Origin of the sequence: Acinetobacter sp. AG1 (assembly GCF_001005525.1) — a bacterium.
GTDB classification, from domain to species: domain Bacteria; phylum Pseudomonadota; class Gammaproteobacteria; order Pseudomonadales; family Moraxellaceae; genus Acinetobacter; species Acinetobacter modestus.
The window spans coordinates 65,451-79,274 of the sequence record NZ_LBMZ01000123.1 but is presented as its reverse complement, the minus strand read 5'-3'; the positions used below and the strand labels follow the sequence as shown (position 1 = coordinate 79,274).

General features: G+C 42.8%; 12 protein-coding genes. 1 reads left to right on the top strand and 11 read right to left on the bottom strand.

Annotation, left to right across the window (positions count from 1 at the left end; genetic code table 11):
- Position 1: 1 nt before the first annotated feature.
- The 11 genes from nuoL to ndhC all read right to left on the bottom strand — a co-directional run bounded on the left by nuoL (position 2) and on the right by ndhC (position 11,949).
- Positions 2-1,897, bottom strand: a complete 1,896-nt coding sequence (gene nuoL / locus AAV96_RS16200; RefSeq protein ID WP_046740051.1) for an NADH-quinone oxidoreductase subunit L — start codon at positions 1,895-1,897, stop codon at positions 2-4.
- Positions 1,894-2,202, bottom strand: coding sequence for an NADH-quinone oxidoreductase subunit NuoK (nuoK, locus tag AAV96_RS16195; RefSeq protein ID WP_004638057.1), 309 nt, complete (start codon positions 2,200-2,202; stop codon positions 1,894-1,896). Before nuoK ends, nuoL begins: the two co-directional genes overlap by 4 nt.
- On the bottom strand, positions 2,202-2,720 hold the full coding sequence (nuoJ, locus tag AAV96_RS16190; protein ID WP_171062459.1) for an NADH-quinone oxidoreductase subunit J: 519 nt from the start codon (positions 2,718-2,720) through the stop codon (positions 2,202-2,204). Before nuoJ ends, nuoK begins: the two co-directional genes overlap by 1 nt.
- On the bottom strand, positions 2,720-3,262 hold the full coding sequence (gene nuoI, locus AAV96_RS16185) for an NADH-quinone oxidoreductase subunit NuoI (protein WP_004663751.1): 543 nt from the start codon (positions 3,260-3,262) through the stop codon (positions 2,720-2,722). The genes nuoJ and nuoI overlap by 1 nt, the downstream gene beginning before the upstream one ends.
- Before the next feature lie 18 nt (positions 3,263-3,280).
- Positions 3,281-4,297: an NADH-quinone oxidoreductase subunit NuoH gene (nuoH, locus tag AAV96_RS16180; RefSeq protein ID WP_004663752.1), complete on the bottom strand. Its 1,017-nt coding sequence runs from the start codon at positions 4,295-4,297 to the stop codon at positions 3,281-3,283.
- A 3-nt stretch (positions 4,298-4,300) separates the two neighbouring features.
- Positions 4,301-6,985 (bottom strand): NADH-quinone oxidoreductase subunit NuoG, encoded by a 2,685-nt coding sequence (gene nuoG, locus AAV96_RS16175; protein ID WP_046740050.1) that lies wholly within the window; start codon positions 6,983-6,985, stop codon positions 4,301-4,303.
- Positions 6,986-6,996: 11 nt separating this feature from the next.
- On the bottom strand, positions 6,997-8,322 hold the full coding sequence (gene nuoF, locus AAV96_RS16170; RefSeq protein ID WP_046740049.1) for an NADH-quinone oxidoreductase subunit NuoF: 1,326 nt from the start codon (positions 8,320-8,322) through the stop codon (positions 6,997-6,999).
- Positions 8,319-8,828, bottom strand: a complete 510-nt coding sequence (gene nuoE, locus AAV96_RS16165) for an NADH-quinone oxidoreductase subunit NuoE (RefSeq protein WP_004675093.1) — start codon at positions 8,826-8,828, stop codon at positions 8,319-8,321. The genes nuoF and nuoE overlap by 4 nt, the downstream gene beginning before the upstream one ends.
- Before the next feature lie 12 nt (positions 8,829-8,840).
- Positions 8,841-10,628 (bottom strand): NADH-quinone oxidoreductase subunit C/D, encoded by a 1,788-nt coding sequence (nuoC, locus tag AAV96_RS16160; RefSeq protein ID WP_046740048.1) that lies wholly within the window; start codon positions 10,626-10,628, stop codon positions 8,841-8,843.
- 85 nt (positions 10,629-10,713) lie between these two features.
- A complete protein-coding gene (locus AAV96_RS16155) occupies positions 10,714-11,391 on the bottom strand; it encodes a NuoB/complex I 20 kDa subunit family protein (protein WP_004638049.1) in 678 nt (225 codons plus the stop codon).
- A gap of 6 nt (positions 11,392-11,397) precedes the next feature.
- A complete protein-coding gene (gene ndhC, locus AAV96_RS16150; protein ID WP_046740047.1) occupies positions 11,398-11,949 on the bottom strand; it encodes an NADH-quinone oxidoreductase subunit A in 552 nt (183 codons plus the stop codon).
- 397 nt (positions 11,950-12,346) lie between these two features.
- Between ndhC and AAV96_RS16145 the strand changes: the two genes are divergently transcribed.
- Complete coding sequence (locus AAV96_RS16145) at positions 12,347-13,765, top strand: GGDEF domain-containing protein (protein ID WP_046740046.1); 1,419 nt, start codon at positions 12,347-12,349, stop codon at positions 13,763-13,765.
- Positions 13,766-13,824 lie beyond the last annotated feature (59 nt).

Genomic DNA, 13,824 nt, shown 5'->3' with positions numbered 1-13,824 from the left:
TTTATTTCCCCACAACCTGAATCACGATCAAGATCATCAATAACACCACTACACCGAGTGACATGCTTGATGCGTATTCACGCAATGAACCTGTTTGACGCGAACTTGTAAAGCTATTACCACCTTTCACAAGTGCAGGTAGCACTAACCATAAACCATCAATTGGATCACGACCTAAGATTTTCGCAATCAATAAATATGGTTTTACAAAAACGATGTCATACAAAGCATCAAAACCAAATGCGGTACGGCAAATATGTGCTAAACCAGAACCCAAAGATGTTTGAGCAAATGATTTAACCGCACCATACGCAAAGGCAAATAAGAAAATACCAACAACTAAACCAACAAGGGCAACACCACTTGCTAAATGTTCTGCATGTGCAACAGCTTCTTCTAAAGCTTCAGGAACAACAAAGCTTGGAATACTTGCAGCAGTCAATAATTTTGCAACAGGTGCTTGTAAGAAATAACCAATACCTGTTGATAAGGTCGCAAGAATTGCAAGCGGTGCCCAGTAAGTCACGCCATGAATGGCATGTGCATGGGTTTTTTCTTCGCCAAAGAATACCACCCAGATTAAACGGAAGGTATAGATAGACGTCAGGAATGCACCAGTAACACCTACCCAATACAACGTGTTATAAAGTGGAAGGTTTGCAATCGTAGACTGTGCATATACTGCACCTAAAATCGCATCTTTAGAGAAGAAGCCAACTGTTACGATTGGAAGTGCAGCTAACGCACCACCGCCGATTACGAAACACCAGAATACAAATGGAATCTTTTTACGTAATCCACCCATTTTGAAAATGTTTTGTTCGTGATGACATGCAAGAATCACTGCACCTGAAGAAAGGAACAATAACGCTTTGAAGAATGCGTGGGCAAGCATGTGGAATAAACCAGCTTGATACGCCTCAGCACCCACAGCCATAAACATATAACCGAGCTGACTCATGGTTGAGTAAGCCAAGATACGTTTGATATCGGTTTGAACCAATGCAGCAAAACCAGCTACAAGTAAGGTTACTGCACCTGTAATCGAGATGAACTGCATTACTTCTGGTGCCATTTCCATCACAGAGAACATACGGCAGCATAAGTACACACCCGCTGTAACCATCGTTGCAGCGTGGATCAATGCAGATACTGGTGTAGGACCAGCCATCGCATCAGCTAACCAAGTTTGTAATGGAATTTGTGCTGATTTACCTGCCGCACCTAAGAACAACATCAATGCAGTCCAAATCGACAATGATGAGCTTTGCGTCATCACAGTCGCTGCATGTTCAACAATGTACTGTGTATTCAACGTACCAAACTGTTGATAGAGCAAGAACAATGCGATGAGTAAGAAAACGTCACCCACACGTGTTACGGTGAATGCTTTGATTGCTGCCCAACCATTTGCAGGGTTTGAGTAGTAGAAACCAATCAAGAGGTATGAACACAGACCTACGCCTTCCCAACCTAAGAACAATAACGCCAAGTTATCGCCGAGTACCAACAACAACATGCTGGCAACGAACAGGTTGAAATAAGAGAAGAAACGTGCGTAATCTTCTTCACCACGCATATACCATGACGCAAAGATGTGGATCAGGAAACCAACACCTGTGATCATACCTGTCATCAATAATGACAAACCATCGAGGTGCAAGCTGATACCTGGCTCAAAACCGCCAACACTGAACCATGTCCATAAGTGTTGAACAAAAACGGTTTGGCCACTGCTGGTAAATGCAAGACCAGCGATTAAAGCAAATAACGCAGATAAACCAACTGAACCGACACCAATAATGGCAGCGACATTTTCAGACAGTTTATTACGCCCTGCCGCTAACAGGATAAAACCAATGAGCGGGAATAAAACGGTTAAATATAATGTACTCATCCGCGCATCTCACTAGCAGCATCCACATCCAAGTGATGGAAGCGATGATAAAACTGAAGGACGATCGCAAGACCAATACACGCCTCTGCTGCAGCAAGCGTTAGGATCAAAATGAACATCACTTGTCCATCTGGTTGAGCCCAAACACTACCTGCCAAAACAAATGCCAATGCAGCAGCATTCATCATCACTTCAAGGCTCATTAGCATAAATAATAGGTTGCGTCGCACCATTACACCGTAAAAACCGAGTGCAAAAAGGATGGTTGCAACAATCAAACCATGTTCTAAAGGGATGTGTCCCATTATTCTTTATCCTCTTCTGCACTTGGTTCACGTTTGCCAAGGTGATATGCAGCAACTAAGGCTGCAAGCAATAACATTGCGGCAACTTCTACCAATAATAGATAGTGAGTAAATAATGCTTGACCGACTGCTTTAGGACCTACAATTTCTGTACCTAATGGTGCAGAAATCGTGGTGTATTCTCCACCCAACATCCAAACCAAAACCAAGCCCAATAAGAAACTCATTAATGCAGGATATGCCCATGCATCAGAGGTTAACCATTTACGTTCTTGTTCAATCGTATCTTGTCCAAGGTTCAACATCATGACCACAAAGACGAACAAGACCATGATTGCACCAGCATAAACAATAATCTCAAGTGCACCAGCAAAAGGCGCACCCACGATCATGAAAATACCAGCAACAGCAAGTAAAGAAACGATTAAACTTAAAAGAGCATGTACGGGATTCGTATTTGTCACAACACGAATTGTCGATACGATGGCCACAAGTGCCATCAAATAAAATGGCCACATCATGGTAATAAGCTCCGTACATCAACTGGTGCACTTTCTTTTTGTGCTTGACCTTTTTCCTTACCATTTACTGCCATACCAGTGACACGGTAGAAGTTATAGTCAGGATATTTGCCTGGGCCAGAAATCAATAAGTTTTCTTTTTCATAAACCAAGTCTTGGCGTACATATTCAGCAAGTTCAAAATCTGGAGTCATCTGAATTGCAGTTGTAGGACAAGCTTCTTCACACATACCGCAGAAAATGCAGCGTGAAAAGTTAATACGGAAAAATTCTGGATACCAACGTCCATCTTCTTTTTCCGCTTTTTGTAATGAAATACAGCCAACAGGACATGCAACCGCACAAAGGTTACATGCCACACAACGCTCTTCACCATCTGGATCACGCGTCAAGATGATACGACCACGAAAGCGTGGAGGCACAATTTGTTCAGCTGGTACTTCTGGATATAAAATCGTGTCACGTTTACGTGTTACATGGCTAAACACCATCCACAACGAACGGACAATCGATCCAAATCCAGCTAGAATTTTATACATTTTGTACTCCCTGCTGTCCTAGGCCTGATTCATCAGAATCACAGCACCAGTCACTAACAAGTTGACCAACGCCAATGGCAAACAAACTTTCCAACCAAAGTTCATCACTTGGTCATAACGTGGACGCATTAAAGAACCACGCGCCAATACAAACATCATTACAAAGAATGCTGTTTTAATCACGAACCAAAAAACTGGTGGAACAAATGGAATTTCTAAGTTAAATGGTGCAAGCCATCCGCCGAAGAATAACGTTACGATCAGTGCAGAGATTAAAACCACGTTCACGTATTCCGCAACGAAGAACATCCCCCACTTCATCCCACCATATTCAACGTGATAACCTTCCGCCAATTCTTGCTCAGCTTCTGGTTGGTCAAATGGATGACGATGCGTCACTGCAACACCAGCAATAACAAAGATAATAAAACCAATGAATTGTGGAATAACAAACCAAACATCACGCTGAGCTTCAACGATTTCACGTAGATTGAATGAGCCTGCAATAGCAACCACACCCATCAAGGAGATACCCAAGAACACTTCATAAGAAATAGTTTGAGCAGCAGAACGAAGACCACCGAGTAACGAGTATTTGTTGTTAGACGCCCAACCACCAAACAGCACTGCATAAACTGCGATACCAGCCATTGCCATAAAGAACAATAGACCGATACTCATATCCGCAACGCCCAGTGTAGGACTTACTGGGATGACCATAAACGAAAGTACCGCAGTTGCCATCGCAACTGCTGGTGCTAAACGAAAAGTCAGCTTGTCGGCAAACTTTGGTGTCCAGTCTTCTTTGAACATGATCTTGAGCATGTCAGCAACGATCTGGAACATACCACCCGGACCAACACGGTTTGGACCATAACGGTCTTGCCATAATGCCAAGAGACGACGCTCAATAAATGACATTAACGCAGCAACCAAAACCACCACCAGCAAGATCACAACTGCTTGAATCACTGAATAAGCGATTGGCCAGTTCTCAGCCCAAAGTGGCGTTTGACGTATAATTTCTTGATTCATGAATTACACTCCTACTGCCACAGACACAGGCTCTGCCAATGAAACGGTTGGTGCTAGACCAATTGGATAACCAATATAGCCTGTTGGTAAATATTCGATGACTTGTACAGGTAAGCTGATGCTCGTTTCGCCTGCTTTCACGGTAATACGTTGACCATCTTGAACATTTAAGCGCGTCGCATCTTGTTCACCTACGGCAAACATCGCTTCAGGAATACGTGATTCCATTGCTGGTGTTTTAATCGTGAATTCACCAGAACCAAAGATATGGTGCATTGGCACAAGACGGAAGCTTTCAGGATTCACAACCACGGCAGTCGGTGCAACATAGCTACGTGCAGGACGTTTTGCTAAGCGATCGAATAAACGCACACCCGAATCACCACCTTTTAAGTGACCACCGACTTCATCTTGGTACTTGTTCCACGCTTGTGGCGAGTTCCAACCCGCAGCCCATGCGAAAGGTACTAAAGACGATGCTGTCTGATTACCCACATAACCTTCCATAGAGAATGTTAATGCTGAATCTGGATCGGTTGGTTGTTTTGGCTCGTGAATCGATAACGGTGCACGCATTGCGGTACGACCTGAGTAACGACGTGGCTCACGTGCAATTTTCAAACCATGAACACGATAACCTGCATCTGGTGCAACATCTTGAATCGCTTCAAGTACTGGAACATTCTTCACGATGTCATCAATTACATCATCAAGCAATGTCCAATCGACTGCTTTACCTTTAAGACCTGTCTCAACAGCATGTAACCAACGCCATGATTCTTTGATCGCATATTCAGGCTTGTAGTAGCTTGGGTCATACACTTGATAGAAACGTTGTGCACGGCCTTCTTGACTCACTACAGTGCCATCACCTTCAGCAAAACTTGCTGCTGAAAGAACGATGTCTGCAAGCTTCACAATCTCAGTTTCACTGTGATCCAATACGATCACAGTTTCAGCTTTATCAAGCGCAGCTTTTACTTGAGCAACTGGCAAACGACGAGTTAGGTCATTTTCAACCACAACTACGGCATCATAATCTTGGGCAAAAGCTTGTTCTAAACTTAAACCACCGAATAATGCTAAGCCCATTGAGTTCACTTCAGGAACAGTCAATGATAAACCTGCATTTTCACCTAAGTTTTGTGCAACCTGTGCAGCCGCTTCGATAATCGCAGAATCTTGTAAACTCGTACCAGAAATAATCAAAGGCTTTTTCGCTGCTTTCAAGGTATCTGCAATCGTTTGCGCAAATGCTTTTGCATCTTCAGCCAAACCAGTCAGTGCTTCACCTTTAAGCGCAGCAGCAACCGCGAAACCTAAACGTGCGATGTCATTTGGCGATGCAACTACTTCACCTGTTGCAACATCCGCTAAACGTGTTTGCGTTGCAGCAAGAATGTAGATTGGAGATTTAGCATCTTGACCAATACGTTGTACAGGCTCTGCCAACCAATCTGGTGTACGTGTTTTAGCTGCCATTTCTTTTGCTTTATTTTTCGCTGCTTGACGAACCGATAAAGCCATACGTGGCGCAGTTTGAGTTAAGTCTTCACCCAAGATCAACACCGCATCGTAACTTTCAATTTCACGCATGTTCGGGTTGTAAATGCCCTGTGTTTGCATGATTGATGCAGCTAATTCAACCAGATTTTGCTCTTTTTGAGACAATCCAGTTGAATAGTTGTCTTGTCCAACCAATTGACGTAGCGCATAGTTTGATTCCAAGCTTGCGCGTGGTGAACCAATACCTAATACTTTTTTGCCTTTTAGTTGAGCAATGGCTTGATCAAGTGCTTGATCCACACTCACTGTTGTAACAACGTCACCATTACGGAACTGTGGTTGACGTGGACGATCTGCACGATTCACATAACCTGTACCGAAACGACCTTTATCACACAAGAAGTATTGATTTACTGAACCATTGAAACGGTTTTCAACACGACGGATTTCGCCATAACGCTCACCCGGTGAGATGTTACAACCTGAAGAACAGCCTTGGCATACGCTTGGTGCGTATTGCATGTCCCACTTACGGTTATAACGTGCTGAATGCGTTTTATCAGTAAATACACCAGTCGGACAGACTTCAGTCAAGTTACCAGAAAATTCAGACTCTAAAGTTCCTGATTCTGGACGACCGAAATAAACACGTGATGCATTGGCATAGACACCAAAGTCTGTACCACCCGCATAATCTTTGTAGTAACGCACACAACGATAGCACGCGATACAGCGGTTCATTTCATGTGCAATAAACGAACCCAACTCTTGGTTATGATGGGTACGCTTTGTGAAGCGATAGCGACGACGATCGTGTTGCGTCATCACCGTCATATCTTGTAAATGACAGTGACCACCTTCTTCACAGACTGGACAGTCATGTGGGTGGTTGGTCATTAAGAATTCGACGATTGATGCACGAAAATCCGTTGCTTCTTTGTCTTCAATAGAAATAAAGGTATTGTCGGCAGCTGGTGTCATACAAGACATGACTAAGCGCCCACGTGTATCTTCCGCATTATTATATTGCGTAACAGCACATTGACGACAAGAACCAACAGAACCTAAGGATGGGTGCCAACAAAAATACGGGATGTCGATACCAAGGCTGAGACATGCTTGTAGCAAGTTTTCAGAGCCATTGACTTCATACGATTTTCCATCGACATGAATTGTAGCCATAGTCGAATTCCTTAAGCTTGTTCTACGTCAAGAGCAGGAGCATGGGTTTTAACCTTTGCTTCAAACTCATGGCGGAAATATTTTAATGCGCCCATAAGCGGCTCCATCGCACCCGGTGCGTGAGCACAGAAAGTTTTACCGATCCATAATTTACGAGTCAGTTCTTGTAAATGATCGATATCTTCTTTCTTACCTGTACCTGTTTCGAGTGCTTTCAGCGCTTTGACTGCCCAAGGTAAACCATCACGGCACGGTGTACAGAAACCACATGATTCACGTGCAAAGAACTCTTCTAAGTTACGCGTTGCAGAGACCATACATTGGGTTTCATCAACCACCATCAACAAACATGTTCCTAAACGTGAACCTGCTTTCATGATGCTTTCAGCGTCCATTGGCAAGTCAATATGTTCAGCCGCCAAGAAATCTGTTGATGCGCCACCTGGTAACCATGCTTTCAGTGTTAGACCGTCACGCATACCGCCCGCATGATCTTCAATCACTTCGCGTGCAGTTGTACCAAAAGGAAGTTCCCAAAGTCCTGGGAATTTCACCTTACCTGATGCACCATAAATCTTAGTACCTGGATCTTTAGACTTATGTGCAGAAAGGTTGATATACCACTCTGGCCCACGCAACATGATTGCTGGCAAGTTATTGTAGGTTTCGACGTTGTTGACAATCGTTGGACGCCCCCATGCACCAGCAACTTGTGGGAATGGTGGTTTAGTACGCGGATTGGCACGACGACCTTCAAGCGAGTTAATCAATGCAGTTTCTTCACCACAGATATAACGCCCTGCACCCGTGTGAACATACATCTCAAAGTTCCAACCAGTACCGAGGATGTTTTCACCCAAGTAACCTTTGGCACGAACTTGCTCTAATGCTTCATTTAAGTATTGAGCTGCTTCGATGTATTCACCACGAATGAAGATATAACCATGCGTTGCTTCAAGGGTATAACCTGCGATCAACATACCTTCGATCAATTGATGTGGAAGTTTTTCCATCAACAAACGGTCTTTAAAGGTACCTGGTTCCATTTCATCAGCATTACAAATTAAATAGCGTGGACCACCATCATTCGGTGCCATCAACGACCATTTAATTCCTGCTGGGAAACCTGCACCACCACGACCTTTAACTGTCGCAGCTTTAATCACGTCAAGTACATCTTTTGGTGGCATGCTGAGCGCTTTTTTGAAGCCTGCGTAACCTTCTAAAGCTTCGTATTCATCAGCATTGCGTACCGCATCTTGCTTACTCAAACGCCAAGTGAGTGGATGAGTTTCTGGATTACCGTCGCCATAAATTGGTTTTGGTTCAGTATTCATACATACTTCTCCAATAACTGTTTAACTGATGACACATCCACTAAACCGTGAGTATCTTCATCAATCATTAACGTTGGACCTTTATCACAGTTGCCTAAACAGCAAATTGGGAGCAAGGTGAAACGACCATCTGCTGTGGTTTGTCCATACTGGATGCCTAGCTCTCGCTGAAATGCTTCTGCTAAAGTTTCTGCACCCATCAAGAAGCATGCAATCGAGTCACATAACAAAATCACATGACGACCTACAGGTTGGCGATAAATACGGTTATAGAACGTTGCTACACCCTCTAAATCCGCCACACTGATTGTCAACAATTGCGCAATCGCATTCATTTGAGCGTCATCTACCCAGCCATTACGACGTTGTACGCATTTTAATGCATCCAATGATGCCGCACGTGGATATGGATAGTGATCAATATGATGTTCAATGTCATGGATTTCTTCAGCAGTCAAAATCCCTTCAACATTCACACGAGGTTTTTTATCAGTCAAAATCATCATAATCGTTTACCCCTAGCGATCCACGTCAGCCATAACCACGTCAATGGTCGCCAAATAAATGATCAAGTCAGAAACCAAACTGCCATTAATCACAGAAGGCATTTGCTGCAAATGTGTGAAGGTCGGTGTACGAATACGAGTACGGTAACTCATCGTTGACTTATCTGAAGTCAAGTAATAAGTACTCGCACCTTTCACCACTTCAGTCATAAATGATGACTCACCTGCAGGCATGACAGGACCCCAAGATACGCTCAAGAAGTGCGTAATCAAGGTTTCAATATCTTGTAATGTCTTATCTTTTGGTGGTGGAACAGCCAGTGGATGATCCGCTTTATAAGGACCAGATGGCATGTTGTCCAAGCACTGTTGAATAATTTTCAACGACTCAGTAATTTCACGGAAGTGAACCAAGACACGCGCATATGCATCGCCTTCATATTCCACTGGAATATCAAAGTCGAAGTTTTCATAACCACTATATGGACGATATTTACGGACGTCAAAATCAATACCCGTCGCACGTAAACCCGTACCAGTTACACCCCAAGCCAACGCAGATTTAGCGTCGTATTGCGCAACATTGCGGGTACGACCAATAAATACTGAGTTTTTAAGTGCCGCAGTGTAGTACTCGTTCAAACGTTTTGGCATCCACTCTAGCAATTCTTTAACAAGTTTTTGCCAGTTGTTTGGAAGGTCATGTGCCGTACCACCGATACGGAACCATGCTGGATGCATACGATAACCCGTGATCGCTTCAACGATGTCATAGACTTTTTGACGGTCTGCGAACATATAAAATACAGGGGTCATACCACCCGCATCCTGAATCGCTGTACCACAGAATAACAAGTGGTTATTGATACGGAATAATTCGTTTAACATCACACGAATGACTTGCGCACGCTCAGGTACTTTAATACCAGCAAGCTGTTCAACTGCCATCACGTATGGCATGTTTTGCGCACAACCGCCTAAGTAGTCAACACGATCGGTATAAGGAATAAATGAATGCCACGTCTGACGTTCAGCCATCTTTTCCACACCACGGTGGTGATAACCAATATCAGGTACGCAGTCTTTCACTTCTTCACCGTCCAACTGCAATACGACACGGAACGCACCGTGTGCAGATGGATGGTTAGGACCTAAGTTCAAGAACATGAAGTCTTCATCAGCATTGCCGCGTTTTAGACCCCAGTCTTCAGGCACAAAGCGTAGGTGTTCTTGTTCAAAATCCTGTTTCGCTTGATTCTGCATATACGGCGTATATTCTGTCGCACGCGCAGAATATTCTTTACGTAATGGATGACCTTCCCAATAGGTTGGCAACAAGATACGACGGAGCATTGGATGCCCAGCGAAATCGATACCGAACATATCGTAAGCTTCACGCTCGTACCAGTTGGCATTTGGCCAAATATTGGTTGCGGTTGGGATGCTTAAATCATTTTCATTTAATGCAACTTTAATACGAATATCACTATTACGCTCAAGCGATAACAAGTGATAAAACACAGTAAAGTCTGATGCTGGTAAACCATCACGGTGAACACGTAAACGCTCATCAACCGCAGATAAGTCAAACAGCATTACATAAGGACGTTCCACTTTACGGAGGAACATAAGGACTTCTTGCACGCGCGCGCGCTCAACCCAGACTGTTGGAAACTCTTCAAAAGTCGCCTGCACATAGAAGTTCTCACCAAATTTGGTTTTGAGCTCTTCTACGATTGCAAATGCTGGGCGTGAATCAACTTGCGTTGACTCTGGCATAGCAATGTCAGTTTCAGCCATTGGCTTGGCTTCCTATTTAATACAAATTCTGGCAATTTTCCCGATGATCATGTCTCTTCAGACATGTCACAATTCATCGTTCAAATTATTTAATTTCATCCATAGAGCGTAAATTTTTCACCGCAATACGTTCCGCATTTTTACGATCGCGTTCTGGCATCATCTTTGGCTTATACACAGGCTGAAGATCATCACCAATCACCGCTGAAAGTGGACGGCGCTCTAGTTGAATTTGGTCTTGAAGTAACATCAATGCTTGGATCAATGCTTCTGGACGAGGTGGGCAACCTGGGATGTACACATCAACAGGAATAATTTTATCGACACCTTGTACTACAGAATAGATGTCGTACATACCACCAGAGTTCGCACAAGCACCCATAGAGATGACCCATTTAGGCTCAAGCATTTGTTCATACAAACGTTGAATTACAGGTGCCATCTTGACAAAGCAGGTTCCTGCAACAATCATTAAATCTGCTTGACGTGGTGAAGCACGAATAACCTCAGCACCAAAACGAGACAAGTCATGTACACCAGTTAAAGTCGTCGCATATTCAACATAACAGCATGATGTACCGAAGTTAAAAGGCCATAAAGAGTTTTTACGTCCCCAGTTCACTGCGGTATGCAACACATCTTCAAGACGTGTCATCATCACACTTTTATTCACTTCTTCCTCAAGAGGATCAGTTACGATTTGACGATCTTGTAATGGATACTGATCGGCATCTGGATTCGCACGGGTTAAAGTATATTTCATCCCGACTTACTCCTGTTCAAATGATGATGTAGTCGGTGTTTTAGACTTAACACGACCAGAAGACTGCGCTGGAATATGACCAGTAGGATCGATAACAAGCTCTTCAATATTATTGAATCGAGTAATGTCAGCAATATTCATATTCGGTGAACCAATTTTTGTTGTCACACCAGCAGATTTACGACGATCTACAGGTGCCCAATTCAGCGCGCCTACAGAAATTGCATAAACCAAAGCGATCAAAAGATCCACAACAAAAATAACGACCGTGGTAAATCCAAACCAACCTACTTCACGAACTGATGTCGACCATGCGTAGAGGTAAAGAGCTTCCAAGTCAAAGACAACGAAGAAAATTGCAACTAAATAGAATTTGGCTGACAAGCGGATACGAGCACCGCCCGCACCAACTACACCTGATTCAAACTGCTCTTGCTTCGCACGCCCCCATGCTTTACCCCCGAGGAGTAAGGGAACTGTAAGCATAAAAACGCAAAGAAATGTAACGCCGATCACGAAGGCGATAATCGCCCAATCGTATGGAGTAATGGCACTCATGCGGGGATAACTCCTGGCAGGCCTATTTTTAACAAAGAATGTATGTATTGGCCTTCAAATACACCAAACACAAAATTAATCCCGCCAATTGTACCTGATTTCTAATTTCTCATGCTAGTTGAAGCGCTTTAGTCTTTAGGATGATTTTGTTGATTAATTTCCTGATACGACCTAGATCGCTACAAATTCACCCTTAAAAATCGAATTATCAAATCGACTAACCAATATTGATCATTTTTTTCTTTATTCTTGCGCCAAAAATATCCGCAACTTGTCATCAATGCTCAAAAATATTGCAGCATGAACTAAATCATTGCATTGATACAAATTTGTGCTGAAAATTTAAACAAAATTTATATAATAGCCCGACCTAATTCCTCCAAGGAAAAGTGTCAGGATGACTCAATCAATAGCAGCATCAAAACCTAAATCACTTTTGCAATTATTTTTCGTTTTCGCTGCTGTGATCTTTTTTTGTTGTCTCATCGGTATCGCTACCCGACACTTAACATTTCTTGCTTCGTTTTGGCCAGCCAATTCTGTTTTACTGGGTTTACTGATTCGTTTTCCACAAACACGGCACCCGATTAGTTTGATCGGTGCAATCGTAGGCTACTTGCTTGCGGATACTTTGCAAGATACTCCATTTTTGCTCAACCTCTGTTTAACTACAGCCAACTTGTGCTATGTCCTGACCGCACTTTTCCTTTACATCAAGTTAACCTCACTGATTCGCTCCATGCATCAAGGTTACTTCTACTTATTCTTATTTAGCTTCTGCTGTGTGGGTGCGGTATCAAGTTCTTTATTTGCTGCATTTTGCCTTCCCTACTTTAATACCAAATTCGCTCTTGGTTCGTTTTGGATTGATTTCGGACATTGGTTTACCGCTGAAATTCAAAATGCTTTGTTAATCCTCCCTGCTATGCTAAGTGCACCTGTGCTTGGAGAGTTCAAACAACAAATTAAAGAATTTAAAGCGCTTACTGTTCAGGAAAGCCTACCATTATTTAGTGTTATTTTTTCAATTGTAATCGCTTACTATGACACCGGTCCCGGTTCAGTGCTTTATCCAATTGCCGCATTAATTTGGTGTGCTTTACGCTATCGTCATTTTTCAGTCACGATTATCACTTCTGTGAGTTGTGCTTTTATTATTTATCACGTCTCACAAAACTATTTACTGCTCTATCCAGAGCGATATTTAAATAACACCATTTCTATACGTTTGGGTTTAATCATGATGACGATTGGACCACTCACAGTTTCCAGCATTAATATGGTGAGAACGAAGCTAATCCAAGAGTTACAACATATTATTGCTCATGATGAACTCACCTCAAGCCTGACTCGCCGTCAATTTTTACAGTCAGTTCAACTTTTACAACAGCAAGCAAAAAACTCTGCCCAAACGACCGCTTTTTTCATGTTAGATATCGATCATTTTAAACAAGTGAATGATAACTATGGCCATCAAATTGGAGATCGTGCGCTACAAAGTTGCGTCCAGACCATTCAAACCATGCTGAGACCGCATGATTTACTTGGTCGTTTAGGTGGTGAAGAATTTGCCATTTTCATGACTGATATAGATGCAAACACAGCCTATCAAGCTGCTGAGAACATCAGAAAAAGAATTAGCCAAACACCTATCAAATTAGAACAGCAAAATGACTTTTATATCCAAGTGAGTCTAGGAATTTATATCTGCGAGGCAGAAAACCTACATTCTATCGAACATCATTTCAAGCAAGCTGATGACGCCTTATATCAAGCCAAACGCCAAGGTCGAAATCAGGTTGTCATTTCGACATAATATGTTGCAATTCAGCTACATGCTTTAATTAACTTTATACACTATTTGGCTAAGAGATC

Coding starts and splice junctions, on each gene's coding strand:
- nuoK (WP_004638057.1), bottom strand. CDS start 2,202: ATGGGACACATCCCTTTAGAACATGGTTTGATTGTTGCAACCATCCTT.
- AAV96_RS16145 (WP_046740046.1), top strand. CDS start 12,347: ATGACTCAATCAATAGCAGCATCAAAACCTAAATCACTTTTGCAATTA.
- nuoL (WP_046740051.1), bottom strand. CDS start 1,897: ATGAGTACATTATATTTAACCGTTTTATTCCCGCTCATTGGTTTTATC.
- ndhC (WP_046740047.1), bottom strand. CDS start 11,949: ATGAGTGCCATTACTCCATACGATTGGGCGATTATCGCCTTCGTGATC.
- AAV96_RS16155 (WP_004638049.1), bottom strand. CDS start 11,391: ATGAAATATACTTTAACCCGTGCGAATCCAGATGCCGATCAGTATCCA.
- nuoH (WP_004663752.1), bottom strand. CDS start 4,297: ATGAATCAAGAAATTATACGTCAAACGCCACTTTGGGCTGAGAACTGG.
- nuoF (WP_046740049.1), bottom strand. CDS start 8,322: ATGAATACTGAACCAAAACCAATTTATGGCGACGGTAATCCAGAAACT.
- nuoE (WP_004675093.1), bottom strand. CDS start 8,828: ATGATGATTTTGACTGATAAAAAACCTCGTGTGAATGTTGAAGGGATT.
- nuoC (WP_046740048.1), bottom strand. CDS start 10,628: ATGGCTGAAACTGACATTGCTATGCCAGAGTCAACGCAAGTTGATTCA.
- nuoI (WP_004663751.1), bottom strand. CDS start 3,262: ATGTATAAAATTCTAGCTGGATTTGGATCGATTGTCCGTTCGTTGTGG.
- nuoG (WP_046740050.1), bottom strand. CDS start 6,985: ATGGCTACAATTCATGTCGATGGAAAATCGTATGAAGTCAATGGCTCT.
- nuoJ (WP_171062459.1), bottom strand. CDS start 2,720: ATGTGGCCATTTTATTTGATGGCACTTGTGGCCATCGTATCGACAATT.